The organism is Bradyrhizobium ontarionense, assembly GCF_021088345.1.
Taxonomy (GTDB): Bacteria; Pseudomonadota; Alphaproteobacteria; order Rhizobiales; family Xanthobacteraceae; genus Bradyrhizobium; species Bradyrhizobium ontarionense.
In genome coordinates this window covers 7,619,767-7,642,830 of sequence record NZ_CP088156.1, presented here as the reverse complement: position 1 = coordinate 7,642,830, position 23,064 = coordinate 7,619,767, and the positions used below count along the sequence as shown (strand labels likewise).

At 65.0% G+C, this 23,064-nt stretch carries 21 protein-coding genes; 10 read left to right on the top strand and 11 right to left on the bottom strand.

The window, feature by feature from the left end:
* Positions 1 to 31: 31 nt before the first annotated feature.
* Positions 32 to 661: a TetR/AcrR family transcriptional regulator gene (locus LQG66_RS33565; protein WP_231320079.1), complete on the top strand. Its 630-nt coding sequence runs from the start codon at positions 32 to 34 to the stop codon at positions 659 to 661.
* Here the strand turns inward: LQG66_RS33565 and LQG66_RS33560 are convergent, their stop codons facing one another.
* Entirely contained in the window at positions 662 to 892 is a 231-nt protein-coding gene (locus LQG66_RS33560; RefSeq protein ID WP_231320078.1) for a hypothetical protein, read from the bottom strand.
* Between the two features lie 119 nt (positions 893 to 1,011).
* On the opposite strand from LQG66_RS33560, the gene LQG66_RS33555 reads away from it, so the two are divergent.
* Entirely contained in the window at positions 1,012 to 1,737 is a 726-nt protein-coding gene (locus LQG66_RS33555) for a Crp/Fnr family transcriptional regulator (RefSeq protein WP_231328050.1), read from the top strand.
* A gap of 17 nt (positions 1,738 to 1,754) precedes the next feature.
* Here the strand turns inward: LQG66_RS33555 and LQG66_RS33550 are convergent, their stop codons facing one another.
* Together LQG66_RS33550 and LQG66_RS33545 are read right to left on the bottom strand one after the other, a co-directional pair.
* Complete coding sequence (locus LQG66_RS33550; RefSeq protein ID WP_231320077.1) at positions 1,755 to 2,384, bottom strand: CAP domain-containing protein; 630 nt, start codon at positions 2,382 to 2,384, stop codon at positions 1,755 to 1,757.
* Position 2,385: 1 nt separating this feature from the next.
* Positions 2,386 to 2,706: a YqfO family protein gene (locus LQG66_RS33545; RefSeq protein WP_231320076.1), complete on the bottom strand. Its 321-nt coding sequence runs from the start codon at positions 2,704 to 2,706 to the stop codon at positions 2,386 to 2,388.
* Between the two features lie 214 nt (positions 2,707 to 2,920).
* Here LQG66_RS33545 and LQG66_RS33540 point away from each other — a divergent pair, with 214 nt between their 5' ends.
* Positions 2,921 to 4,168: a multidrug effflux MFS transporter gene (locus LQG66_RS33540; RefSeq protein WP_231320075.1), complete on the top strand. Its 1,248-nt coding sequence runs from the start codon at positions 2,921 to 2,923 to the stop codon at positions 4,166 to 4,168.
* A 986-nt stretch (positions 4,169 to 5,154) separates the two neighbouring features.
* On the opposite strand, the gene LQG66_RS33535 is transcribed toward LQG66_RS33540, so the two are convergent.
* A complete protein-coding gene (locus tag LQG66_RS33535; protein ID WP_231320074.1) occupies positions 5,155 to 5,835 on the bottom strand; it encodes a Crp/Fnr family transcriptional regulator in 681 nt (226 codons plus the stop codon).
* A 250-nt stretch (positions 5,836 to 6,085) separates the two neighbouring features.
* Here LQG66_RS33535 and LQG66_RS33530 point away from each other — a divergent pair, with 250 nt between their 5' ends.
* Entirely contained in the window at positions 6,086 to 7,438 is a 1,353-nt protein-coding gene (locus LQG66_RS33530) for a transposase (RefSeq protein WP_231320073.1), read from the top strand.
* A gap of 185 nt (positions 7,439 to 7,623) precedes the next feature.
* Here LQG66_RS33530 and LQG66_RS33525 read toward each other — a convergent pair whose 3' ends face one another.
* Complete coding sequence (locus LQG66_RS33525) at positions 7,624 to 8,172, bottom strand: DUF6714 family protein (protein ID WP_231320072.1); 549 nt, start codon at positions 8,170 to 8,172, stop codon at positions 7,624 to 7,626.
* Positions 8,173 to 8,395: 223 nt separating this feature from the next.
* Positions 8,396 to 10,198, bottom strand: a complete 1,803-nt coding sequence (locus LQG66_RS33520; RefSeq protein WP_231320071.1) for a ShlB/FhaC/HecB family hemolysin secretion/activation protein — start codon at positions 10,196 to 10,198, stop codon at positions 8,396 to 8,398.
* Positions 10,199 to 10,326: 128 nt separating this feature from the next.
* Here LQG66_RS33520 and LQG66_RS33515 point away from each other — a divergent pair, with 128 nt between their 5' ends.
* Positions 10,327 to 11,604 (top strand): FecR family protein, encoded by a 1,278-nt coding sequence (locus LQG66_RS33515; RefSeq protein ID WP_231320070.1) that lies wholly within the window; start codon positions 10,327 to 10,329, stop codon positions 11,602 to 11,604.
* A gap of 155 nt (positions 11,605 to 11,759) precedes the next feature.
* A complete protein-coding gene (locus LQG66_RS33510; protein ID WP_231320069.1) occupies positions 11,760 to 14,528 on the top strand; it encodes an EAL domain-containing protein in 2,769 nt (922 codons plus the stop codon).
* Positions 14,529 to 14,887: 359 nt separating this feature from the next.
* On the opposite strand, the gene LQG66_RS33505 is transcribed toward LQG66_RS33510, so the two are convergent.
* The 5 genes from LQG66_RS33505 to LQG66_RS33485 form a co-directional block, all read right to left on the bottom strand.
* The gene (locus LQG66_RS33505) at positions 14,888 to 15,817 is read right to left on the bottom strand and encodes a polyphosphate kinase 2 family protein (RefSeq protein ID WP_231320068.1); all 930 of its coding nucleotides are present in this window, start codon (positions 15,815 to 15,817) and stop codon (positions 14,888 to 14,890) included.
* On the bottom strand, positions 15,814 to 16,530 hold the full coding sequence (locus LQG66_RS33500; protein ID WP_231320067.1) for an NUDIX hydrolase: 717 nt from the start codon (positions 16,528 to 16,530) through the stop codon (positions 15,814 to 15,816). Before LQG66_RS33500 ends, LQG66_RS33505 begins: the two co-directional genes overlap by 4 nt.
* A 3-nt stretch (positions 16,531 to 16,533) precedes the next feature.
* Complete coding sequence (locus LQG66_RS33495) at positions 16,534 to 17,562, bottom strand: ABC transporter substrate-binding protein (protein WP_231320066.1); 1,029 nt, start codon at positions 17,560 to 17,562, stop codon at positions 16,534 to 16,536.
* 221 nt (positions 17,563 to 17,783) lie between these two features.
* The gene (locus tag LQG66_RS33490; RefSeq protein WP_231320065.1) at positions 17,784 to 18,569 is read right to left on the bottom strand and encodes an ABC transporter permease; all 786 of its coding nucleotides are present in this window, start codon (positions 18,567 to 18,569) and stop codon (positions 17,784 to 17,786) included.
* On the bottom strand, positions 18,569 to 19,378 hold the full coding sequence (locus tag LQG66_RS33485) for an ABC transporter ATP-binding protein (RefSeq protein ID WP_231320064.1): 810 nt from the start codon (positions 19,376 to 19,378) through the stop codon (positions 18,569 to 18,571). The genes LQG66_RS33490 and LQG66_RS33485 overlap by 1 nt, the downstream gene beginning before the upstream one ends.
* Positions 19,379 to 19,537: 159 nt before the next feature.
* Between LQG66_RS33485 and LQG66_RS33480 the strand changes: the two genes are divergently transcribed.
* The 4 genes from LQG66_RS33480 to LQG66_RS33465 all read left to right on the top strand — a co-directional run bounded on the left by LQG66_RS33480 (position 19,538) and on the right by LQG66_RS33465 (position 23,064).
* A complete protein-coding gene (locus LQG66_RS33480) occupies positions 19,538 to 20,332 on the top strand; it encodes an ATP-binding cassette domain-containing protein (protein ID WP_231320063.1) in 795 nt (264 codons plus the stop codon).
* Positions 20,329 to 21,885, top strand: coding sequence for an ABC transporter permease/substrate-binding protein (locus LQG66_RS33475; protein WP_231320062.1), 1,557 nt, complete (start codon positions 20,329 to 20,331; stop codon positions 21,883 to 21,885). Before LQG66_RS33480 ends, LQG66_RS33475 begins: the two co-directional genes overlap by 4 nt.
* 102 nt (positions 21,886 to 21,987) lie before the next feature.
* Positions 21,988 to 22,443, top strand: a complete 456-nt coding sequence (locus LQG66_RS33470) for a MarR family winged helix-turn-helix transcriptional regulator (RefSeq protein ID WP_231320061.1) — start codon at positions 21,988 to 21,990, stop codon at positions 22,441 to 22,443.
* A gap of 54 nt (positions 22,444 to 22,497) precedes the next feature.
* Positions 22,498 to 23,064 (top strand): isochorismatase family protein, encoded by a 567-nt coding sequence (locus tag LQG66_RS33465; RefSeq protein WP_231320060.1) that lies wholly within the window; start codon positions 22,498 to 22,500, stop codon positions 23,062 to 23,064.

Here is a 23,064-nt window from a genome sequence, read left to right as displayed (position 1 = left end):
ATTTCCAGAACTGCGAACCGAGAGCCGATCGATGCAGGAAGCTCCTGAGATTCTTCGCAAAAACCCGGTGCAGAGGCGCACGCGCCAGACGCTGGACGTGATCTTCGAGGCGACTGCTCAACTTCTGCAGAGCGGCGGCGGCAAGGGCCTCAGCACCAACGCCATCGCCGAGCGCTCAGGCTTCTCGATCGGCACGCTCTACAGCTACTTCAAGGACAAGACCTCGCTGCTGCGCGCGTTGGCGCTGCGCGAATTCGCCCGCCAGGAGGCGCAGTTCGCGGAGGCCTTGGAAGCGCATCGCGGGCGCGGCCGCGAGGCGATCGTGCGCGCCGCGGTGCGCCAGGGCTTTGCGCCCTTCGCCGGCCGCCACCGTGTGCGGCGCTATTTGCTCGTGCTGTTCGGCAACGACGCCGAATTGCAGAAGGCGCTGCACGACGTGGTCGAACGGATGACCGAGGGCCTGATCGCCGCGGTTGGCCTCGATGGCGAGGCAATGCCGCCGGCGCGCCGCTTCATCCTGATCCGATCAGCACTCGGCCCGATCCGGGCCGCCGTGATGCGCGAGTCGCGGCTGGTCGAGGCACGCGAGCTCGAGGACGAGCTGGTGCGGCTGGTGCTGTTCCTGCTGGAGCCTGACGCCGCACCGGCGCGATCGGTCTAGTCACGAGGGGTTGCGCCCGCCATGCGGCGGACGCCGTGCGAGCCCGTCCGGCGCCGTCTCGGACGATCGATGGGTCCGGAGCTCGCGGATCGCGCGCGACAGCTCCCGATCCGACATCGGATGCACGGGCGGGCCGGAGCGGCCGGCAGCCGGAACCTCGCGGCGCCCGCCAGCGGTATCAGCACCGACGAACAATCGCCGGACCAGATCGAGGAACGCAATGTGGGGCACGACTGTTCTCCCGAAGCGGCGCCCGGCAACCACCCGCATCTCCAGCGTCCAATTGTAGTTCGGAACTGCCGGCCGCGTCGTCTCATTTGATACGCATGAGGACGACGGATACGATTGCGATGGAGGCGAACCGGACCGTCATCACCAAGCTCAAGGAACATTCGCGGCTCGCGAGCGACGACCTCGCCGAGATCAGGACGCTCGGCCTCGCACCGCGCGAGCTATCCGATCATGAGGACCTGATCCGCCAGGGCGACGAGCCGGACAAATCCGCCGTGGTGCTGTCCGGGTGGGTGGCGCGCTATCACCTGCTGCCGAGCGGCGCACGGCAATATCTCTCGTTCCACATGCCGGGCGACTGGCCGGATGCCCAGGCGCTGTTCCTCGACCGCATGGATCATTCGGTCTGCGCGATCGGACCGGCCACCGTGGCCAGCGTGTCGCACAAGGAGCTGATCCGGGCGATGAGCCGGCGCCCGGCGCTCGGCTTCGCGATCTGGCGCGAGACCCTGATCGACGCGGCGATCTTCCGTGAGGCAATCACCAACAACAGCGCGCGCGGCAAGCCGGCGCGCATGGCGCATCTGTTCTGCGAGCTGTTCTACCGCGCGCGCTCACTTGGCCTCGTACGGGACGACCAGTTGCAACTGCCGGTCAGCCTGATCCAGCTCGGCGAGGCCCTGGGCATGGCGATCGCAACCATCAACCGTACACTGGTCGAGCTGCGTGCCAGTCGCGCCGTCGATTTCCGCAGCGGCACGCTGATGGTTCACAACTGGCCGCGGCTCCGCGCGATCGGCGAATTCGATCCCTGCTATCTGCACCTGAAAAAGCAGCCGCGCTGAGACGCGACGTGCGGCTCTCAGATGCAGAGGCCGATCACCTTGATGCTGAGATGGCAGTCCTTGGACGAGGATGCCGGTGGCTTGGCGCCCCAGCGCGTCGCCGGCTTGGCCTCGCTCTTGCTCCCCGCTTTGGATGCAGTCTGCGCGACCACGGCCTTGCCCTTGCTCTTGCCTTTGGGCTTGTCCGTCTCGTAGTCGCCCGCAATCACCATCGCCCAATAGACGCGCTTGCCGCTGGCGGTCCTGGCGCTGGCGATGCCGACCTTGGTCGCCTGGTGCAGCAGCAGGTTCTTGCGATGGCCCGGCGAGTTGATCCACTGCCCGAGCGTCTTGTCGAAATTGTCATAGCCATAGGCAATGTTCTCGGCGGCGCGGCCGGCCTGGGAGGGCGCGACGCGGCGCGTGAACGGTCCGAGCACCTCGTGGCTGAGATCGTCCTTCTCGGCCATCGCGCGCGCCTGCTCCGCCGCGATGCGATCGAGCGTAGTGTCGCGCGTCACGCGGCCCTCGCCATTCTTGAGCCGGAACGCCGAGATCTGGTCGGCCGGCGCGGTGTCCTCGGCAAATGCCGCATGGGCCGACAGCGCCAGCAGCGCTGCGACCAAGACCGCGCGAACGCCGCGCGACGTGAAACGAAGCTCCCGCATGCTAATCAACCACCTCGATCGGATAGACGTCGATCGCCGGCTCCTCATAAGGATGCGCGGCGCGGATCGCCTTGATCACGGCCTCGAGCCTATCCCCGGCGCAGACGGTCTCGATGCGCTCCTCCTCGACGGTCTCGAGCCGGCCGACCGCGCCGATCGTGGGATTGGCCCCGGCGAGCGGGCGAAACCGGCCCATGCCTGTTACGGTAAACGAGCAGTCACCGTACTTGCCGATACGCCCGGCGCCGGCCTCGCCCATCGCGTGGCGCACGGCCTCACCATCCGCTGCGGGGACATAGACGACGATCTTGTAGGTCTTCATCCGCTGCTGATCCGCCAATCGATCACACGGGCGTTACCATCGCGGCCGGAGCGGCGCAATTTTCACCAGGCCACGCGCAGTCACAATTGCGCCAGCGGTGGGCTCTTCGCCGGTGACCAGCCATTCCGAAACGCCCCTTGTGCGGCGCAGCAAGTCCGATACTTATCGTCAGCATCATTCTCCCCGCGTTACAGACCTCACGGAAGGCCCCGCCTTGGCTGATACCAGTGCCGACACCATCGAGATCGTCCGCCACCGGCCGATGGGCTTCACGGAATTCGTCATCGTGATCGCGGCCATCATGGCGCTGAATCCGCTGGCGATGGACATGATGCTGCCGGCGCTGCCGAACATCGGCGCCTCGTTCCATATCGACGTCGCCAACCGGCTGCAGACGGTGCTGTCGGCCTTCGTCATCGGCTTCGGCCTCGGCCAGTTCGCGATCGGCCCGTTGTCGGACAGCTTCGGCCGCCGCCGGGTCCTGATCGGCGGCATGGTGGTGTATGCGGTCGCCAGCCTGCTTGCGATCGCCGCGCCGTCGTTCGAGCTGCTGCTGCTGGCGCGCGCGCTGGAAGGGCTCGGCACCGCCGCGACGCGCGTGATCGCGACCTCGATCGTGCGCGACTGCTATGCCGGCCGCCGCATGGCGAGCGTGGTCTCGCTCGCGATGATGGTGTTCATCGCCATTCCCGTGATCGCGCCCGCATTCGGCCAGGCCGTGATGCTGCTGACGCAATGGCGCGGCATCTTCGTCGTGCTGACGATCTATGGCATCGTCGCGCTGCTGTGGACCGCGGTGCGGCTGCCCGAGACGCTGCCCGAAAACGAGCGCAAGCCGTTCTCGGTCGCCGCGATCAGCACCGCCTTCCACGCCACGCTGACCAACCGCCAGACACTTGGCTACGCGCTGGCCGCCAGCGGCATCTTCGGCGCCGTGCTCGCCTATGTGCTGTCGTCGCAGCAGCTGTTCACCGGCGTCTATCATCTGGGACACTATTTCCCGCTGGCGTTCGCAGCGATCGCGGTAACCATCGCAGTGGCCGGGTTCCTCAACGCCCGGCTGGTCGGCCGGCTCGGCATGCGCGTCATCTCGCATGGCGCGCTGATCGGATGCGTCGTGATTGCGCTCGTCAGCTTCACCGCGGCGCGGCTCGACATGCTGCCGCTGTGGCTGTTCATGACCCTGTCGGCCGGGATGATGTTCTCGTTCGGACTGATGTTCGCGAACTTCACGGCACTGGCGATGGAGCCGCAGCGCGCCAATGCCGGCACGGCGTCCTCACTGTACGGGTCGATCACGACCCTGCTCGGCATGGCCGCCGGCGCGGCGGTGGGTCAGGCGTTTGACGGCACGCCGCTGCCGTTCGCAACCGGCTTCCTGGCCTGTACCGCCAGCGCGCTGGTCATCGTGCTGATCACCGAGAAGGGCCGGCTGTTCCACGGCCATGGCAAGCCGGTCTAGATCTGATGCACTTGATCGACCCGAGCGCCAGCCGCGGTCTCGTTTCACCTCACCCGTCGGGAGAGGTCGGCGCGTAGCGCCGGGTGAGGGGCCTAGTACCTCAGCACAGAGATTTTGATCGGTCGCACGGGCAGACTGCGTTGCAGTGCTGTCAGCCGAAAATCAGACTGGTGGAGCGCGCAGCCTGCTTCGCCCGACTCCACCAGCTCGCGCATTGCAACAAGTCGGCAGCTATCTTGGGGCGCCGCAGTCGAGATGCCAACCTCATCGGCGCGGCGGCTTATGATCTGCGCGCGCAATGTCGGCTTCCGGACCTCGACCGAGTAAGCAGTTCAGGGACCGATAGGCCGCTTTTGACCCACTATGGACTTCGGAGTGAGCGCAATGCCCAGATTCAGGAGTTGTTCTCGACCCACTCATGGGCAGGAGGGTGGTGTCCGTATTTGCCGTCCCGGTGTCCTGGGTTGAATCTGGGAGCTTCCTGATTCGTTAAGTTTTCGATAATGAGCAAAATGAAACAGCACGGGAACGACGAAGGTTCCACAGTCGCGGCATCACCGCCCCCATGACGGCATCGATCGGTGACTGAGAGTTCTGTAGTGCTCCCGCCTAGTAAAGGCGTGCATCATGTTCACCTATCGACCGACAAAATGCCCTCGCTGCCGGAAGACAGCTATGCTCGCGCGAACTACCGCCGGCGCCTCATCTGGCTTTGAGATCCAGACATTTGGGTGTCCTGCGTGCGATCATGTTCATCAGCGGGTAGCCGAAGTCGATCCAATGAAATGCAAGAGAAACGCGGGATGGCTCAGAGGCGAATTACGCTCACCAACGTGAGGCCGCTGAGTTGGCGGCCTCTTTCGTTTGGGTCACCGAGTCCCGTAGTGCGGCTCGGTGAGAGGCGTTCGAGGCGCCAGCCTGCCGCAGAATCAACCGTCCGCAGCGAGAGCACCATTCGGAGCGGAAATCAAATGCGATCAGCAGAGCTACTTGGTTGAGGGTCGGATTTCCTGTTTCTCATCTAGAACGAGATTCAGTAGAGAAGGGTGGACCTCAATTTGACCATTGTAATTGATAAGACCCAATTTTCGGAATTTATTCATGAAGAAACTGACGCGAGATCGCGTCGTGCCAATCATTTCCGCGAGTGTCTCTTGGCTGATATTCGCGATGACGGGCTGCGCCTGCTCCCCTTGGCCAAATTTTGCCAGAAGCAGAAGGATTCGTGCCAAGCGCTTTTCGCTGGAATTGAACAATTGATCAACCAAATCCTCCTCCACTCGGACGTTCCGAGCCAAAAGGTGGGCGATAAACAGCTCGGCAAACGCTGGTTCTTCGTGGATCACGCGGGTGATGTCTGTCTTTGTGATTCTTACGAGCACGCACTTGGTCATGGCTATGGCAGTGGACAGACGCAGCGATTGTCCAGTCAGGCATCCTTCGCCGAAGAAGTCGCCGGTTCCTTGAAGCGCGATCACGGCTTCCTTCCCTTGCGTGGAGAGCACCGTACTCTTCACCTTACCTTCCTGAATGTAGAAAACAGAATCAGCAGGATCGCCCTGAGCATAGATGATTTCGTGCTCTTGATAGTTAGCTTTGGTTCGTCCGCCATCTACTTTCGATAGAAAGATTGTAGGGTCGAACGGCGGCTTCTCTTCGAACTTCATGGCGGCGGCCTTTCGTGCCAAATAGAATAAGCACTTTTGGCACTCCTTGGCTCTTTGATCCGTTCCAGCCCAATTGTGTTGATTTCGATCAAAGGCCAAAAAACTATGTTGGCTAATGTCAACCATTTCGAGTTGGAGGCCGCCGTTCGTTTCAGGATGTCCCTTCGTGGCCGATTCCGTTGAAAAAGTTGGCAGTTGCGACGCAGGGATATCGGTGATTCAGTCTGTCTAGTTGGTAGGACTGAAGGTCATGATGGGGCATCGGCAAGTCGAACAGGCTGCGTTGTTCTATGAGTTCTCGCTGGAAAGGCACATCCCAGTCGACCACCTCCTGCGGTCGATCGACAGGTTCGTCGACTTCGAGGACCTGCGACGGGAGATAGCACCGTTCTACAACAACATCGGGCGGCCCTCGATCGATCCGGAGCTGATGATCAGGATGCTCCTGATCGGCTATTGCTTCGGCATACGATCGGAACGGCGCCTCTGTGATGAAGTCCACCTTAATCTGGCATACCGCTGGTTCTGCCGGCTGGGTCTGGATGGAGCTGTCCCCGATCACTCGACGTTCTCGAAGAACAGGCACGGCCGCTTCCGTGAGAGCGATCTCTTCCGTCGCGTGTTCGAGACTGTCTTGCGCCGCTGCATCCGGGAGCGGCTGGTCGGCGGCGAAGGGTTCGCAGTCGACGCGAGCCTGATCAAGGCGGATGCCAATCGGCAGAAGGGAATCGAAGGCGATAAGGGGCTTCCGCCGGAGGCCGCGGGCCGAGCGATCGACGAGTATCTTGCGGTTCTTGACGATGCCGCGTTCGGTGCCGCGACGGAGGTCACGCCCAAATTTGTGTCGCCCTCCGACCCGGCGGCGCGCTGGACGGGAGCGCACGGCGGCCAAGCCTTCTTCGCCTACTCGACGAACTATCTGGTCGACGTCGAGAACGCGATCATCGTCGATGTCGAGGCGACCACGGCGATCCGTCAGGCAGAAGTTTTGGCGGCCAAGCGCATGATTGAGCGTTCACTCGAAAGGTTCGATCTTTATCCAAGCCGGCTTCTCGGCGACAGCGCCTATGGCTCAGCTGAGATGCTTGGGTGGCTGGTCTACGAGCACGGGATCGAGCCGCACGTGACCGTCTTCGACAAGTCGGCCCGCACTGACGGGACCTTCTCGCGCGAGCATTTCACCTATGACCATGCCGGGGACGTCTATCGCTGCCCCGCTGGCAAAACCCTCACCACTACAGGGACGCCGGTGAACAACGATACGACGGTCCTCTACCGTGCGAGCAAACACGATTGTCAAGCATGCTCTCTAAGAAGCAGGTGTTGCCCCAACACGCCGGCCCGGAAAGTGCCACGCTCGATCTACGAGGGCGCTCGCGACATGGCACGCGAGATCGCAAGCTCATGGGAAGGCCGCACTTCACGCCGGCTCCGGAAGAAGATCGAGATGCTGTTCGCGCATCTCAAGCGCATTCTCAAGCTCGATCGACTGCGACTAAGAGGGCCGAACGGCGCACGCGACGAGTTCATCCTCGCTGCAGCCGCTCAGAATCTTCGTAAGATGGCAAAGCTGATCCCGATGCCCGCACCGACGCCCGCGTGAACCCCACCAAGCCAACGGGCCCTCGGAACAGCGCGCGCTCACGACGAAACTACTGCCGACTTTTTCAACGGAATCGGCCCATCTCGGACCTTCCGGTCGCCCCCCGGGTGATGTCGGCTGCTGGGGCTCAACCGGAAGTGAGCCGTCGGACCGTCGGAAGGCCGCTTTTGGCGTAGCAGAAGAATTCAGCGCTCTTGAGACGTCGCCGCTCGATCATACCAATATGTTCCCAGCGCCTCGACGATGCTGCTATCGACGATATAGACGAGGTCTCGCCGATCTCGCAGTACGCGCCATTCAAGATAATGAACTATCGCGACAGCCTGCGCGTGAGTTAGCCGGCTCCAACGGTTGCGACAATATTCGGTCCAAGTCTCCTCGCTTTGTGGCCTGATCCGCTTATTGTGTGATCTTCGGTCAAAGCCGCAAGTGAGCGTGAAAGTTGGATCGACCATCTGCAAAGAGGTCGTCATATCCGCAACAATGTAAGCTGGGATGTAGAAGCAAATGGCTTGATCGGACAGAAAGCTCAAAGCTGATCCAAGCCCGCTTGGTACCATGTCCAGCCATTCAGGCGCGAGCTTTGTCCAGTCATCCTTATCGTCGAATGCTGCTATGACCCGCAGTGGTTCATCGCCTTGGGCACTATTGACCAATGGGAGGAATCGACTTTGCCGGCTTGCGGGAAAGGCTTGCCCTATTTCGTCGATTACAGCATCGGTAGAAATCCTCATCGTTTGCCTGTCTCTAGGATGGTGGCGCAGCGTAACCGCTGCGGAATTTCGCGTTTGCCTGTCTTGACTTGTCGTTCATATCGCAATTTAGACTCGGGGCGCGGCGTTCACACACGAGACGGGTAGTCACGATTAACGCATTGTTGATCGCATCTGACGATGCAATCCGACCTCTCCCAATGGGAGAAGTGGACCTCTGCTGCCGCACCAATCCCGCAATTACTTAGATGCACGGCCCCTGCCCGCGCTGCGGGCACAGCTTCAATGTGCTGGACAGCGACAGCAGCAGACGTGCGCTGCGCGTCGAATTGTCGGGCGCGCGGTAGCCGAGCGGGACGGCGACGCCGAGATCGGCGCGCCAGTCGTTCGGGAAGGTGAAGCGCACGCCCGCCCCCGCCGAGGTCAACGCCACGCCGTCGGACGGCCGGAAGCCGTCGTTCCAGGCGAGCCCGGCATCGAAGAAACCATAGAGCTGATAGCTCTTCAGGTAGGTCCAGTCCGGCTTCTGCTCGAAGCGGACCTCGAACGTGCCCGCGACGCCATTGTCGCCGCTGATCTCGGCGCTGCCATAGCCGCGGCCATAGGCAAGGCCGCCGAGATAGAACTGCTGTGAATTGTACAGCGGACCCGAGGCGACCTGGCCGGCGGCCGCGAGCTTCAGCGACCACGCCTCCGGCAAGGTCTGATAGCGGGTGAACCAGCCGTTGAACACCGAGAAGCTCGGCGACGCGCCGGCGCGTGATGCCAGGGGATCATCGGTCGGCGTCGCGCCGAACACGCTCAGCCCCTGCTTGTAGGCGACCGTCAGATAGCTGTCGCCGCCGGCATCATCCTTCCAGCGATAGTCGGCGGTGAAGGTCAGTGTCCGGATGTGATCGCGATACCAGATGCCGAACAGGTCGCGCTCGGTGACGTCGCTGAAGGCCGCCGCCAGCGCCAGGTTGAGCGAGGCCCGCTGCGACTGGATCGGCGCGAGGCCGCCGCGCAGCTCGAACGTCTCGGTCACGGTGCTGTCGTTGAACAGTCGCCTCACGTCGCCGGGCCGCACCTCGCTGTACAGCGCCGAGGCGCCGACATGGACCCCATCGGTGCCGACCGGCACATCATAGGACAGCCGCCCGAAGGCGAGCTGGCGCGGATCGCCCGGCGTGGTCGACATGTTAGCCGTGAGCGTGTCGCCGGGCAGCAGATACGAGTTGAAGGCGGCCGTGGCATAGCTCTGCCACGGGCCGACGGTCGACGATCCCAGATTATCGATCCCGGCGAAGCCGTAGACGTGCCAGGTCTGCAGCTCGATCACCAGGCGGAAGCGGCCGGTCGTGCCGCCGATCTCCTCGAGCGAGGAATCGACGAGGCGAACGCCGCCGCGGCTGTTGATCAGCAGCAGCTGCCGCTCCAGCGTCGCGAAGCGCGACGGCTGCTCGGCGAGCACGGGGCCGAGCAGCGGCCGGATACCGAACTCTTCCGCGCCGGCCCCCTTCAGGCTCACCTCGGTGACGCTGCCCTCGATGATCTGGATCCGCACTCGTCCGTTGCTGATGTCCTGCGGCGGGACGATCGCGCGGCTGAGATGAAAGCCGGCGGCGCGATACTGATCGCTGATCGCGGTTGCGATGGAAGCGAGATCGGCCTGCGAGACCGGCTTGCCGAGATAAGGCTGATAGCTGGCTGCGAGCTGCTCGGCGGGCAGTGCCGTAGCTCCCGTCAGCGTGACACCGCGCATGGTAAACAAAGGCTTACGGTCGCCACCACCCTCCTGGGCCGCGAAGTGCGGCGCACGCGGCGGCGGGGGGGCCGGCTGTGACGAGCGGGACTGCTGATCGTCGAAATATTTCTCGGTCTGCCGCGGATCGAAGCCGGGCTGGCTGACCTGCTGCGCATGGGCCGTGGCTGCGAACAGGAATGCGGACAAGCAGAGGCTGACGGCGACAACGGTCCCATTCAGCCGCGGCAACGCGTGCGGTGCGGTCGCCCTGTCGCGCCGGCCCGCAGTCCTCCCAGTTCCCTCGACACAAGAAGCACGCATGCTTCGTTCTTAATTTGTTAAGGTCAATGAAGCGTAAATGCGTGAAGAAAACGCGGCCGCAACTCCTAAGGGTCTCTTGAAACATTTCGATTAGTTTCGCGATCGGCCAAACCGACGCGAGCAGCACCATGTCATCCAAGCGTTTCCTGTTGCCGGCACTGATCGCCGCGTGTGTTCTCGGCGCCACGCCCGCCGCATTCGCCGCCGACGGCGAGCCGTGGCTGGTGAGCAAATCGTCCGGCGATGTCTGGGTCGCAAGCCAGGGCGCTGAACGCGTGTCGCTTGGGCAGGAAGATGCGCTGAAGCCGGGCGACACGATCCGCACCGGTCCGAACGGGCGCGTGCGACTGACGCGCGGCGCCGAGACCATCGTGGTCGCGCCGAACTCGGAAGTCGGCCTGCCGACTGCTGCCAAGGACGGCATGGCGACGACGATCCTGCAGCGCGCCGGCTCGATTCTGCTCGATGTCGAGAAGCGCAACGTTCAGCATTTCGAGGTCGAGACGCCTTACCTCGCTGCCGTTGTGAAAGGCACGCAGTTCAGCGTCACGATCAGCGGCCGCAGCACCAAGGTCGAGGTCAGCCGTGGCCAGGTGCAGGTGTCCGACTTCAAGACCGGGCAGATCGCCCAGGTCCTGCCCGGCCAGGCCGCCACCACGTTCGCCAATGGCGGGTCCGGCCTCAGCCTGTCCGGCGCAGGCACGTTCAGCCCGATCGAGCAGGGCCGTCCGCGCACCCCGACCATCGATCGGGTTCCGGTGCCCCGGGACGGATTGCATGCGCCACGCGAAACCAAGGGCAGCGTGATCCACGCGCTCAATGCCATTGGCGCCGCGCCCCGCACGGCGGCGTCAGCGTCCCCTCAGCAGCACTCCGCCACGACCTCCGCCGGAGCGAAGCCGAACGTCGTGCGGATCTCGACCTCGATCGGCGAGGTCAATCTGAACATCCAGAAGGCGACGCGCGGTCTCGCCCATGGCGCCCACGCAGCGTCCGGCGGCACCGGACGCAGCACCGCCTGGAGTGAGGCGAGAAGCGGCAACGGCAACACGCCGAGCAACGCGGCGACGAGCAACGGCACGTCGGGAGATCCCTCGGTCGCGGCCGCGGTCACCGCCGCAATCGGTTCGCCGACCGCATCGGCCACCACCAGCCTCGCCACGGTCAATAGCGGCGGCGACAGTGGAAATGGCAGCAGCGGCGGCAAGAGCAGCGGTGGCGGCAACAGCGGCAATAACGGTAACGGCGGCAACGGCGGCAACAGCAACGGCGGTAGCGGCAACAGCGGCCATGGCAACGGAAACAGCGGCAACAACGGCAACGGCAACGGCAACGGCAATAGCGGCCATGGCAATAGCGGCCACGGCAACGGCAACGCCTACGCTTACGGCCACAACAAGAATTGATGGGACCATCTTCGAGCGTGGCGCCGCGCGTCGCGCTTCGTCATGCGGCGAGCGGAGACCTGCGGGGCAGCTGATGGTCCTGCAGTCGGAGGCAAGGTGAGTTTGGGATCGCGAGCGCGGACGGAAGCCTGGCACGCGAACATTCGGGAGAGGGCATGTTCAGGCGGTTCATGCCGCATATTCTGGTCGTCGTCGCACTGCTGACGGTCGGCGTATCCGGCTCCTACGAGCTGCTCAGCCATGCGCTGGTCGATCTGCGCTTTCGGCTGGATGCGCGCCCCGCCAGCGGGGAGATCGCGGTCGTCGCCATCGACCCGCGCTCGATCGAGGCCATCGGCGTCTGGCCGTGGCCGCGGACATATCATGCACGCCTGCTGGAACAGCTGCAGCGGGCCGGCGTCCGCGACGTCGCCCTCGACGTCGATTTCAGCACGCCGTCAGATGCGGCCTCCGATCAGGCCTTCCTGAACGCGCTGCAGAATGCCAAGGGCTCGGTCGTGCTGCCGGTCTTCAAGCAGCTGGACGCCGCGGGAAAGGGAACGGCCATTCACGTGAACCGGCCGTTGCCGCAATTCGAACGGCTGGCATGGTCGGCCTTCGTGAACATCGAGGTGGCACGGGACGGCCGCGTCAGAAGCTACGCCTTCGGCGAATTCTGCGAGAACGACCATGAGAAAACATTCCTGCAGTCGATGGGAACGTTCCTCGCCGGCAGCGATGCGGTCAAGGACAGCTCGTTCCTGGTCGACCACGGCATAGATCCATCGTCGCTGCCGAGGGTGTCGTATGTCGACGTACTCCGCGGCAACGATGCGGCGCTGGCCCAACTCAAGGACAAGCGGGTGATCGTCGGCGCAACCGCCATCGAGCTCGGCGACTATTACAGCGTGCCGAATGGCCGGGTTCTGCCCGGCGTCGTGGTGCAAGCGCTGGCGGCTGAAACAATCATTCAGCATCGCACCTTGCTCACGACCACGACCGCGGTCACGGTGGCCGGCCTGCTGCTGATCGTCGCGATCATGCTGGCGAGCTGGCAGCATCTCTCTGCGGCACGGCGCGGCCTGTTGATCGCGTTTCTGAGCATCAGCATCGAGGCGATCGCGCTGGTGCTGCACGACCGCTATGCCCTGGTGCTCGACACCTCGCTGCTGCAGATCGCGCTCGTCGCCTATCTCACGGCGACGGCGCTCGACGAAATCGACTTCCGTGGCCTGCTGCGGCACGTCGCCGAGAGCCGCTTCGAGCGGATCGCAATGTCGATCGGCGACGGGCTGGTGTGCACCGACCAGGACAAGCGGATCACCGTCTGGAATCCGGGCGCGGTCGCGATCTTCGGCTACGGGGTGGACGAGATCATCGGCCAGCCCTTCGCGCGCCTGCATGCCGACGGCGTCGGAACCGACGATCTGTTTCCGCAGCAGGAGGCCGCATTGCCGGCGACATTGCTGCCCGGCGGCGCGACCGTCGAGTTCGAAGGCCGCCGGAGGGATGGCGAGGTGTTTCCGGTCGAGGCGAGCTTCTCCGCCTGGCACGGCGCCGACGGCCTGCAATATGGCGTGATCCTGCGCGACATCTCGGTGCGCAAGCGCGAGGCCGAGCGCATCCGTTACCTCGCCGAACACGACACGCTGACCGCACTGATCAATCGCAATACGCTGCAGATCGAGCTCGCCGCCATGATCGCGGCGGCTGATGCCGCCTCCGACCATGTCGCGCTGCTGGTCATCGGCCTCGACGGCTTCCAGCACATCAACGACATGCTCGGACACGCCTATGGCGACCGCGTCCTTTGCGCGGCGGCCGAACGGCTGCGGGCTCAGATCGGCAGCATGGGCTGCGTCGCCCGGCTCAGCGGAGACGAGTTCGCCATAGCCCTTCCCTGCTCCGCCATCGGCAGCACCGTGACCGAGCTTGCCGAGCAGCTTTCGCGCCTGTTCGACGCACCGCTGGAAACCGGCGCGCGGCAGCAGCGCGTCAAGGTCAGCCTCGGCGTCGCGGTCCATCCCGAAGGCGGACAGACTGCGGACGAACTGCTCAGCAACGCCCACCTCGCCTTCTGTCGCGTGAAGACGGACCGGCGGGGCAGCCACGTGATCTTCGAGACCGCGATCCGCCACGAGCTCGAGCAGCGGCTGACCCTGGAGGCCGAGCTCGCGCTCGCCGTCGAGCGCAAGGAATTCGAGCTGTTCTACCAGCCGCAAGTGGACCTGTTGAGCGGCCGCGTGATCGGCGCCGAAGCCCTGATCCGATGGCGCCATCCGAGCCGCGGCCTGGTGCCCCCCGGCGATTTCATTCCTGTCGTCAACACCTCGCCGCTGTCCGAAGCGGTCGCGACCTGGGTCATGACGACCGCCTGCCGGCAGGCACGGGAATGGCAACTCGACGGCCACGACATCCGCGTCGGCGTCAACCTGTCGCCGTCACAGTTCCAGTCGGGCGACCTCGCGGCCTTCGTCGGCAAGCTGCTCACGGCGACGGGCCTGTCGCCGGGCCTGCTCGAGCTCGAGGTCACCGAGGACATCCTGCTGCACGACGAGCCCGGCGTGCTGCAGACATTCAACCGGCTGCAGGCGCTCGGCGTCAGCCTCGTCTTCGATGATTTCGGCACCGGCTATGCGAGCCTGAGCTACCTGAAGAAGTTTCCGCTCGACGGCCTCAAGATCGACCGTTCCTTCGTCCGCGATGTGCTGACGCAGGCCGACGATGCCGCGATCGTCGGCTCGACCGTGAGCCTCAGCAAGCAGCTCGGGCTGTCGGTGATCGCGGAAGGCATCGAGAACCAGGCCACGGCCGACTTCCTGCTCCGGCTCGGCTGCGAGCACGGCCAGGGCTATCATTTCGGCAGGCCGATGCCGGCGGCCGATTTCGCGCGGCAGTTCCTCGCGGTGGACGCTACCGACAGGCGGCAGGCGGGCGCGGCGTGAGGCTGGAAGATTGGGAACAAATTCGCGACCCGTTCAGACGAGGTCCGTGCGTCACGAATATGAGCGCCGGTCTATCCCCGTCATTCCGGGGCGTGCTTCCGCCGTAGCTCGAAGAGCGGAGGCGGAAGCGCGAGCCCGGAATCCATAACCACGACTGCCTTTGAGGCGGGAGGTGCCAGCAACAGCGACCTCGCTCACCAATACCCGCCTGTGGTTATGGATTCCGGGCTCATTCGCTCAGATCAAAATGGCGTTGCCATTTTGATCTGAGCGAATGCCCCGGAATGACGAGTGGAAGGATCGCGCTCCGGGTTTGGTGTCGTAGCGAGAACCATTGCTCGGGAGGGCGCGCCCTCACCTCACTTGCGGCTCTTCTTGCCGCCCGTGGCTTCCTGCTCCAGCGCCTTGCGCACCGCCTTGAACTCCTCGCGCGAGCCCGGGTCGACGCGCGGGAAATGCAGGTCAAGGCTTTCGAGCGCGGCGACGATGGTCGAGCCGATCACGACGCGGGCGAACCATTTGTGGTCGGCGGGCACGACGTACCACGGCGCAAACGGCGTCGAGGTGTGGCGCACGATGTCCTGGTAGACCGCCTGGTAGCGGGGCCAGCGCGCACGCTCGGTGACGTCGCCCATCGAGAACTTCCAGTTCTTCGCCGGCTCCTCCAGGCGGTCGAGGAAGCGCTGGCGCTGCTCCTCCTTGGAGATGTTGAGAAAGAACTTCAGGATCACAGTGCCGTTGCGCGTGAGGTAGCGCTCGAAGGCGGAGATGTCCTCGAAGCGCTCCCGCCAGATGTGCTTGGTGACGAGCCTCGGTGGCAGCTTCTCCGCCTTGAGGATGTCCGGATGCACGCGCGTGACCAGGCATTCCTCGTAGTAGGAGCGGTTGAAGATGCCGATGCGGCCGCGCTCGGGCAGCGCGATCGCGCTGCGCCACATGAAGTCGTGGTCGAGTTCCTTCGACGTCGGCTGCTTGAACGAGGTCACCTCGCAGCCCTGCGGATTGACGCCTTCGAAGATGCTCTTGATGGCGCTGTCCTTGCCCGAGGCATCCATGCCTTGCAGCAGCACCAGCACCGACCAGCGGTCCTGCGCATAGAGCTTCTCCTGGAAGTCGGAGAGCCGCTTGCGGTTGTCGGCGATGAGCGCCTCGCCCTTCTCCTTGTCGAGGCCGCCCTTGGCATTGGTCTTGTACGACTTGAGATGAAACTTGTGCCCGCCCTCGACCCTGAACGGCGAGATGAAAGGCTCGAGCTCGTCGGCAAGCGTGCGGACCGTCGTCTTGCTCATGAGGATGGCTCTTGGTCGCTGAACTGGGTTTCGAGGAAGGCGGTGACGAACCGCGGCATCGCCGCAGTCAGATCGCCCCTGCTCCGAACCAACTGGATCGCCGAGAGTTCCGGCTCGGCCTGGGCCGCCAGATTGGCCTCGATGCGGCGTTGCAGGACGACGCCCGTTTCGGGCGCGTCGAGCACCCGCATCAGCGCGATCGAGGCGCCGGTCACGACGCAGTCCCAATGCGCCGACGCACGATAGTCCGCCGGCGTGAGGCCCGTCTCCTCCTCGACCTCGCGTGCCACATTGGCGGCAAGATCGAGCATGCCATCGGCCACGTCGGCGAGATCGGGCGTGCCGGCCGGAAAATACAGGCGCCCGGCATTGGCCGTATGCGCGCCCATCTCGCCAAGCACGAAGGCGCCGTCGGCCGTGCGCAAGGCGCCCATACCGAAGCCGTTGAACACCGCGCGGTCGGGATAACCCCAGTCGCGCCACGCCAGCAGGCTCGCAAAGTCGGTCTCGAAATAGCGCGCCGACATCCGTCCCTCCAGGAACGCAGCGTCGCGCCCGAGCAGGATGCGGCCGTTCCACAACGCCGGCTTCTCGCGCTGCTTGTCGGCGAAATGCGCGTCGATCTCGGCGCGGCGCTGCACTGAAAACGGCCAGTCCCACGGCTCGACCGTGAGGTCGAGCGTGGTGACGCGGTGGATGACGACGTCGGTCATCCCCTATTTCGTGCCCGTGCCGGTCGTGCCCTTGACCTGCTCGACGAACTTGTTGGTGAAGGTCTTGCTGACGTCGACATTGGCCTTGGCGACCTCGGGCGAGCCGGTCGAGAACACGGCGAGCACGGCATCCGCGCCCTTCGGATCCATCTTGCCGGTCTGCGAATACATCGGGATCGTGTTCTTCAGCGCGGCGAGGTAGAGCGCCTTGTCCTTGCCGACCAGTTCCTCCGGCATCTTCGCCATGATCTCTTCCGGCGTATGCGCATGGATCCAGGCCAGCGTCCCAACGATGGCGTTGGTCAGCGCCTGCGTCTCCTTCTCGTGGCCCGCGATCCAGGCCGAGGTCGAGTACAGCGCGCCGCCCGGATATTCGCCGCTGAACACCTCGAGCGTGTCGTGCTGGGTGCGGGTGTCGCTGAGGATTTTCAAATCCGCATGATTGCCCTGCAGCACCGTCACCGAGGGATCGAGCATCACGGCGGCATCGATCTGGCCCTGCTCCATCGCGGCCACGGCCGTGGCGCCGAGACCGACGCCGATCACCGCGGTCGCCGTGGGATCGACGCCGTTCTTCTTCAACATATACTTCAGGAAGAAGTCGGTCGAGGAGCCCGGCGCGCTGACGCCGACCTTCTTGCCGGCGAGATCCTTGACCGAGTTGATCTCCTTGTTGTGCGACGGCGCCACCACCAGCACGAGGCCGGGATAGCGGTCATACACGACGAAGGACTGCATCTCCTGCTTCTTGGCGGCGAGATTGACGCAGTGGTCGAAATAGCCGGAGACGACGTCGGCGCTGCCGCCGAGCACGGCCCTCAGTGCATCCGAGCCGCCCTTGAGGTCGACCAGCTCGACCTCGAGCCCGGCCTTCTCATACTCGCCGAGCTGCTTGGCCAGCACCGTCGGCAGATAGCACAGGCAGGCGCCGCCGCCGATTGCGATCGTGACCTTGCTCGCGGCCGTGGCCAGACCGGTGCTCAGCGTCAGCGCGAGCAGCGCGCCGGTGACCCGGCCCAACATCTTGTTCATTTGTTTCCTCCGTTCATGTCGTCGATCAGATTAGGCGCGTATGCCGTGAATGAGAAGGCCGCCACACACTCGCTGTCGTCCCTGCGAACGCAGGGACCCATACCGCGTGATGTCGCGGTTGGAACAAACTGGTCGTTCCGCGTGCCACGAACCACGCCCAGTGGGTATGGGTCCCCGCGTTCGCGGGGACGACAGCGGTGGCTGTGGCGACACCGCGCCCATCATCGTCCATCCGCCGCATCCGGCCGCCATACCAAGAGCCGCCGTTCAACCAGGGTGACGCAGATGTCGATCAGGATGACGAACGCCGACAGCACGAACATGCCGGCGAACACGCCGGCGACGTCGAACACGCCTTCGGCCTGCTGGATCAGATAGCCGAGCCCGGCCGCGGAGCCGAGATATTCGCCGACGACGGCGCCGACCACCGCAAAGCCGACCGAGGTGTGCAGCGAGGAGAACATCCAGGACAGCGCCGACGGCCAATAGACATGGCGCATCAGCTGCCGCTCGCTCATGCCGAGCATGCGGGCATTGTCGCGCACCACGGTCGAGACCTCCTTCACGCCCTGATAGACGTTGAAGAACACGATGAAGAACACCAGCGTGACGCCGAGTGCGACCTTGGACCAGATGCCCAGGCCCAGCCACAGCGTGAAGATCGGCGCCAGCACCACGCGCGGCAGCGCGTTGGCCATCTTGACGTAGGGATCGAACACGGCAGCGACCAGGGGTTTGCGCGCGAACCAGAAGCCGACCAGGACGCCACCGAGCGAGCCGATCGCGAACGCCAGGATCGATTCCCACAACGTGATCGCAAGGTGCTTCCAGATCGCGCCGGTCGCGAACCACTTGATCACCTGGTCAAAGACATCGACCGGGTTGGAGAAGAAGAACGGTGGCAGCCAGATGCGCCCGAACACCGGCACCGTAGCGAGCAGCTGCCACAGCGCGAGCGCGATGATGGCGACGAGCAGCTGGAGTGCGAGCAGACCGAGGCGCGACATCACACCGTCTCCGCCTGCTTGTAGGTCTTCTCGACCTCGGCCTTGAGCGTCTGCCAGATCTCGCGGTGCAGCTCGTGGAACTCGTGTTTCATGCGCACCTCGAAGATGTCGCGCGGGCGCGGCAGCGTGACGCGCCAGTCGCCGATGATGCGCGAGGCCGGCCCCGCCGACATGATGACGACGCGGTCGGCGAGCGCGATCGCCTCCTCCAGATCATGGGTGACGAACAGCACCGCCTTGCGGTCGGCATTCCACAGATCGAGCAGCAGATTGCCCATGATCTGCCGCGTCTGCGCATCGAGCGGCCCGAACGGCTCGTCCATCAGAATGATGCGCGGATTGCGGATCAACACCTGGGCGAGCCCGACACGCTTGCGCTGGCCGCCCGACAGCATGTGCGGATAGCGGTTGCCGAACGCGCCGAGGCCGACCGAGGTCAGCCATTGCTGTGCCTTCGCCACGGCCTCGGCGCGCGCGGTGCCCGCGACCTCTAGCCCGATCGCGACGTTGTCCAGCGCCGTCTTCCACGGGAACAGCGAATCGGCCTGGAACAGGTAGCCGGCGTCGCGATTGAGGCCGACCAGCGGCTGGCCGAAGATCCGCACGCGTCCAGCGGCCGGCTTCAGCAACCCTGCCGCGACGTTGAGGAGGGTGGATTTTCCGCATCCGGTCGGCCCGACGATGGCGACGAACTCGCCGTCGGCGACGCTCAGATCCGCCGTCTCGACGGCAGTATAGGTGCGCCCACCGGCGAGACGAAATGCGACCGTCGTTCGCTCCAGCGAGACCGCGGCAGTGCCTGCCTGCATAATGTACAGTTCCTCCCCAGAATGGCCGGGACGGCTTAGCCGCTTGCGCGGCGAAGTTCAACGCAAGGGCCGGACGTGCTAGGTGCTATCTGGCGCAGCTTCTGACCCTCCCCCCGGAGGGTGGGCAGCGCACGAGCTTCGAGATCGCCGAAAGGCCGCATGCAGCCCCCGCCCCTCATCACCTACGCCAACGTCCGCAAGTGCTTCCCCACCCCCGCTGGCGCCGTGGTCGCGGTCGATGATGTCTCGCTCGAGATCGCCGAGGGCGAGTTCCTGGCGATCGTCGGCGGCTCCGGCTCGGGCAAGACCACGCTGCTGCGGCTCACCAACCGGCTGATCGAGCCGGACGGCGGCACGATCCGGATCGCCGGCGAGGACATCAGCCGCATCGATCCTGTCGGCCTGCGCCGCCGCATCGGCACCGTGTTCCAGAATGGCGCGCTGTTTCCGCACATGACGATCGCCGCCAATATCGGCATCACCCCCAGGCTGCTGGGGACGCCGCCGGGGGAGATCGCGACGCGGGTCGACGAGCTGCTCGACCTCGTGCAGCTCGACCGCACGGAGCATCGCGACCGCCTGCCGCACGAGCTCTCCGGCGGCCAGCGCCAGCGTGTCGGCGTGGCGCGTGCGCTCGCCGCAGCACCGCACATCGTGCTGATGGACGAGCCGTTCGGCGCGCTCGATCCGCTGACGCGCGATGCGCTCGGCGGCGACTACCGCGCGCTGCACGACAAGCTCGCGCTGACCACGATCATGATCACGCACGACATCACCGAGGCGCTGCTGCTGGCCGACCGCATTGCCGTGATGCGCGGGGGACGCCTGGTCGAGGCCGGCCCGCCGGCCGCGGTCGCGACGAGCCAAGAACCTTATGTCGCGGAGCTGATGACGACGCCGCGCCGGCAGGCCGCGCGGCTGGCGGCGTTGCTGCCCGGGAGCGGCACGGCATGAGCGCGCTGTCAGACCCGCGTTTCGCCGAGGCGCTGTCGCATCTCGCCGATTATCTCGGCAGCCATCTGCGCGTCAGCATCGCGGCGCTGGCACTCGGCCTCGCCTTCAGCTTTCCCCTGGCGCTGCTGGCGCGCAACCGCCCCGCCTTGCGCAACCTGCTGCTCGGATTTGCCAGCGTGGTGCAGACCGTGCCGGGGCTGGCGTTGCTGGCGCTGTTCTATCCGCTGCTGCTGGCGCTCGCCGCCGTGACGCTGCGCTGGTTCGGGCTGTCGTTCTCGGCGTTCGGCTTCCTGCCGGCGGTGCTGGCGCTCGCGCTGTATTCGATGCTGCCGGTGCTGCGCAACACGATCACCGGTCTGAACGGCGTCGATGCCAGCCTGATCGAGGCAGCCAAGGGTGTCGGCATGACCGAGCGCCAGGCGCTGACGATGGTCGAGCTGCCGCTGGCGCTGCCCGTCATCATGGCCGGAATCCGCACCGCAGCCGTGTGGGTGATCGGCACCGCGACCTTGTCGACGCCGATCGGCCAGACCTCGCTCGGCAACTACATCTTTGCCGGATTGCAGACCCAGAATTGGGTTCTGGTCGTGTTCGGCTGCGCTGCCGCCGCAGTGCTGGCGCTCGCGGTCGACCAGTTGCTGGCCCTGATCGAGCATGGCTTGCGCGCGCGCAGCCGCGTCCGTGTCGGCCTGGGCACGGCGGCCATCGCGCTGATGGTCGGCGCGAGCCTCGTGCCGTCGCTCGGCGTCAGCGCACCGCGCTACGTGATCGGCGCCAAGACCTTCACCGAGCAATATGTGCTGTCGGCGCTGATCAGCGAGCGGCTGCAGGCGGCGGGACTCTCGTCCACCTCCCGTGCCGGCCTCGGCTCCAGCGTGATCTATGAGGCGCTGAAGAACCGCGACATCGACGCTTATGTCGATTATTCCGGCACCCTGTGGGCCAATCAGTTCCACCACAAGGAGCAGTTGCCGCGCGAGGCGCTGCTTGCAGCCCTGAAGCAGGATCTCGCCAAGGACAAGGTAACCCTGCTCGGCGAACTCGGCTTCGAGAACGCCTACGCGCTGGTGATGCCGCGCAAGAAGGCCGAGGCGCTCGGCGTCCGCTCGATCGAAGATCTGGCGCGTCACACCTCGACCATGTCGATCGCCGGCGACTACGAATTCTTCTCACGCCCCGAATGGGCCGGGCTGCGCGACGCCTATGGGCTCGCCTTCCGCGCCCAGCGCCAGATGCAACCGGACTTCATGTATGCGGCGGTGGCCTCCGGCGAGATCGACGTCATCGCCGGCTACACCAGCGACGGCCTGATCGCCAAATACGATCTCGTCGTGCTCGACGATCCCAAGCACGCGATCCCGCCCTATGACGCGATCCTGCTGCTGTCGCCGCAGCGCACTGATGACCGCGCGCTGCAGGATGCGCTGCGGCCGCTGCTCGGCCGCATCGACATCACGACGATGCAGCAGGCGAATCTGCGCGCCTCGGGCAGCGACGCGGAGTCCTCGCCGCAGGCGGTGGCGCGCTGGCTGTGGGAGAAGATCCGGAACTAGACCGTCGCCTTTCGAGGCTCTTCAGCGACGCGGGATCGCGCCCATATCTTCAGCTAAACTTATCAGATTGACTTTATAATTCGTCCGTCCTAGCGTTGCCGCATGAGCCGACAGCCGCCCCGGAAAGTCCCCCCGTCCGATGCCCATGCCTTGGCTGGCGAGCTGCGGGCGATCGCCGGGAAGCTGAAGCGCCGACTGCGCGAACAGGCTGACGCGGGCGATCTGCCGCCGTCTCAGGTGTCGGTGCTGCTTCGCCTCGAGAAAGACGGGCCCGCGACGGCATCGAACCTCGCGCGGATCGAGGGCATGCGGCCGCAATCCATGGGGCCGATCATCGCGGCGCTGGAAAGCGCCGGCTTGGTGCGCGGGTTGCCGGATCCGGGCGACGGCCGGCAGACCATCCTTTCGCTGACGGAGGCGTGCCGCGTCTGGATCGACGAAGGACGCGCCGCACGGCAGGACTGGCTGTCGCGCACCATCGCGGCGCGGCTCTCGGCGGCGGAGCAGCAACAGCTCGGTTCAGCCATCACGCTGCTCAGACGGCTGGTCGATGATTGAGGCGTCGCGCACGGCGCGCCGTGCAAACGCGGCTCATACAAAAGGAGGTGATCGATGGCGCTCACACAGCTCGATCCGAACACGGCGCTCATCGTTGTCGACCTGCAGAAGGGCATCGTCGGCGCGTCCATGCTGCATCCGATCGGCGAGGTCATCGCACGCGCCTCCGCCTTGGCGGAACGTTTCCGCGAGCTCAGGCTTCCGGTCGTGCTGGTCAACGTCGCCGGCAGCGCGCCGGGGCGGACCGAGCGGCCGCCACGTCACACCACGCCATTCCCCGCGGACTGGACCGATCTCATCCCCGAGCTGAACCGGCAACCGCACGACATCGTGGTGACCAAGCGGACCTGGGGCGCCTTCGCCAGCACCGATCTGGAGACACGATTGAAGGCGCGCGAGGTGACGCAGGTGGTCGTTGCCGGCGTGGCCACCGGCACCGGTGTCGAGTCCACAGCACGGCAGGCGTATGAGCAGGGCTTCAACGTCACGCTCGCCGTCGACGCCATGACCGACACGCGCCCTGACGCGCATCAGTACAGCATCACCAATGTCTTTCCGCGACTGGGCGAGACCGGCACGTCCGCGGACATCATCAGACTACTCGACGCGAGGACCCCCTGA

Coding starts and splice junctions, on each gene's coding strand:
- LQG66_RS33550 (WP_231320077.1), bottom strand. CDS start 2,384: ATGCGGGAGCTTCGTTTCACGTCGCGCGGCGTTCGCGCGGTCTTGGTC.
- LQG66_RS33495 (WP_231320066.1), bottom strand. CDS start 17,562: ATGAACAAGATGTTGGGCCGGGTCACCGGCGCGCTGCTCGCGCTGACG.
- LQG66_RS33465 (WP_231320060.1), top strand. CDS start 22,498: ATGGCGCTCACACAGCTCGATCCGAACACGGCGCTCATCGTTGTCGAC.
- LQG66_RS33510 (WP_231320069.1), top strand. CDS start 11,760: ATGTTCAGGCGGTTCATGCCGCATATTCTGGTCGTCGTCGCACTGCTG.
- LQG66_RS33520 (WP_231320071.1), bottom strand. CDS start 10,198: ATGCGTGCTTCTTGTGTCGAGGGAACTGGGAGGACTGCGGGCCGGCGC.
- LQG66_RS33525 (WP_231320072.1), bottom strand. CDS start 8,172: ATGAGGATTTCTACCGATGCTGTAATCGACGAAATAGGGCAAGCCTTT.
- LQG66_RS33565 (WP_231320079.1), top strand. CDS start 32: ATGCAGGAAGCTCCTGAGATTCTTCGCAAAAACCCGGTGCAGAGGCGC.
- LQG66_RS33535 (WP_231320074.1), bottom strand. CDS start 5,835: ATGAAGTTCGAAGAGAAGCCGCCGTTCGACCCTACAATCTTTCTATCG.
- LQG66_RS33555 (WP_231328050.1), top strand. CDS start 1,012: ATGGAGGCGAACCGGACCGTCATCACCAAGCTCAAGGAACATTCGCGG.
- LQG66_RS33500 (WP_231320067.1), bottom strand. CDS start 16,530: ATGACCGACGTCGTCATCCACCGCGTCACCACGCTCGACCTCACGGTC.
- LQG66_RS33485 (WP_231320064.1), bottom strand. CDS start 19,378: ATGCAGGCAGGCACTGCCGCGGTCTCGCTGGAGCGAACGACGGTCGCA.
- LQG66_RS33545 (WP_231320076.1), bottom strand. CDS start 2,706: ATGAAGACCTACAAGATCGTCGTCTATGTCCCCGCAGCGGATGGTGAG.
- LQG66_RS33530 (WP_231320073.1), top strand. CDS start 6,086: ATGATGGGGCATCGGCAAGTCGAACAGGCTGCGTTGTTCTATGAGTTC.
- LQG66_RS33505 (WP_231320068.1), bottom strand. CDS start 15,817: ATGAGCAAGACGACGGTCCGCACGCTTGCCGACGAGCTCGAGCCTTTC.
- LQG66_RS33475 (WP_231320062.1), top strand. CDS start 20,329: ATGAGCGCGCTGTCAGACCCGCGTTTCGCCGAGGCGCTGTCGCATCTC.
- LQG66_RS33490 (WP_231320065.1), bottom strand. CDS start 18,569: ATGTCGCGCCTCGGTCTGCTCGCACTCCAGCTGCTCGTCGCCATCATC.
- LQG66_RS33515 (WP_231320070.1), top strand. CDS start 10,327: ATGTCATCCAAGCGTTTCCTGTTGCCGGCACTGATCGCCGCGTGTGTT.
- LQG66_RS33480 (WP_231320063.1), top strand. CDS start 19,538: ATGCAGCCCCCGCCCCTCATCACCTACGCCAACGTCCGCAAGTGCTTC.
- LQG66_RS33470 (WP_231320061.1), top strand. CDS start 21,988: ATGAGCCGACAGCCGCCCCGGAAAGTCCCCCCGTCCGATGCCCATGCC.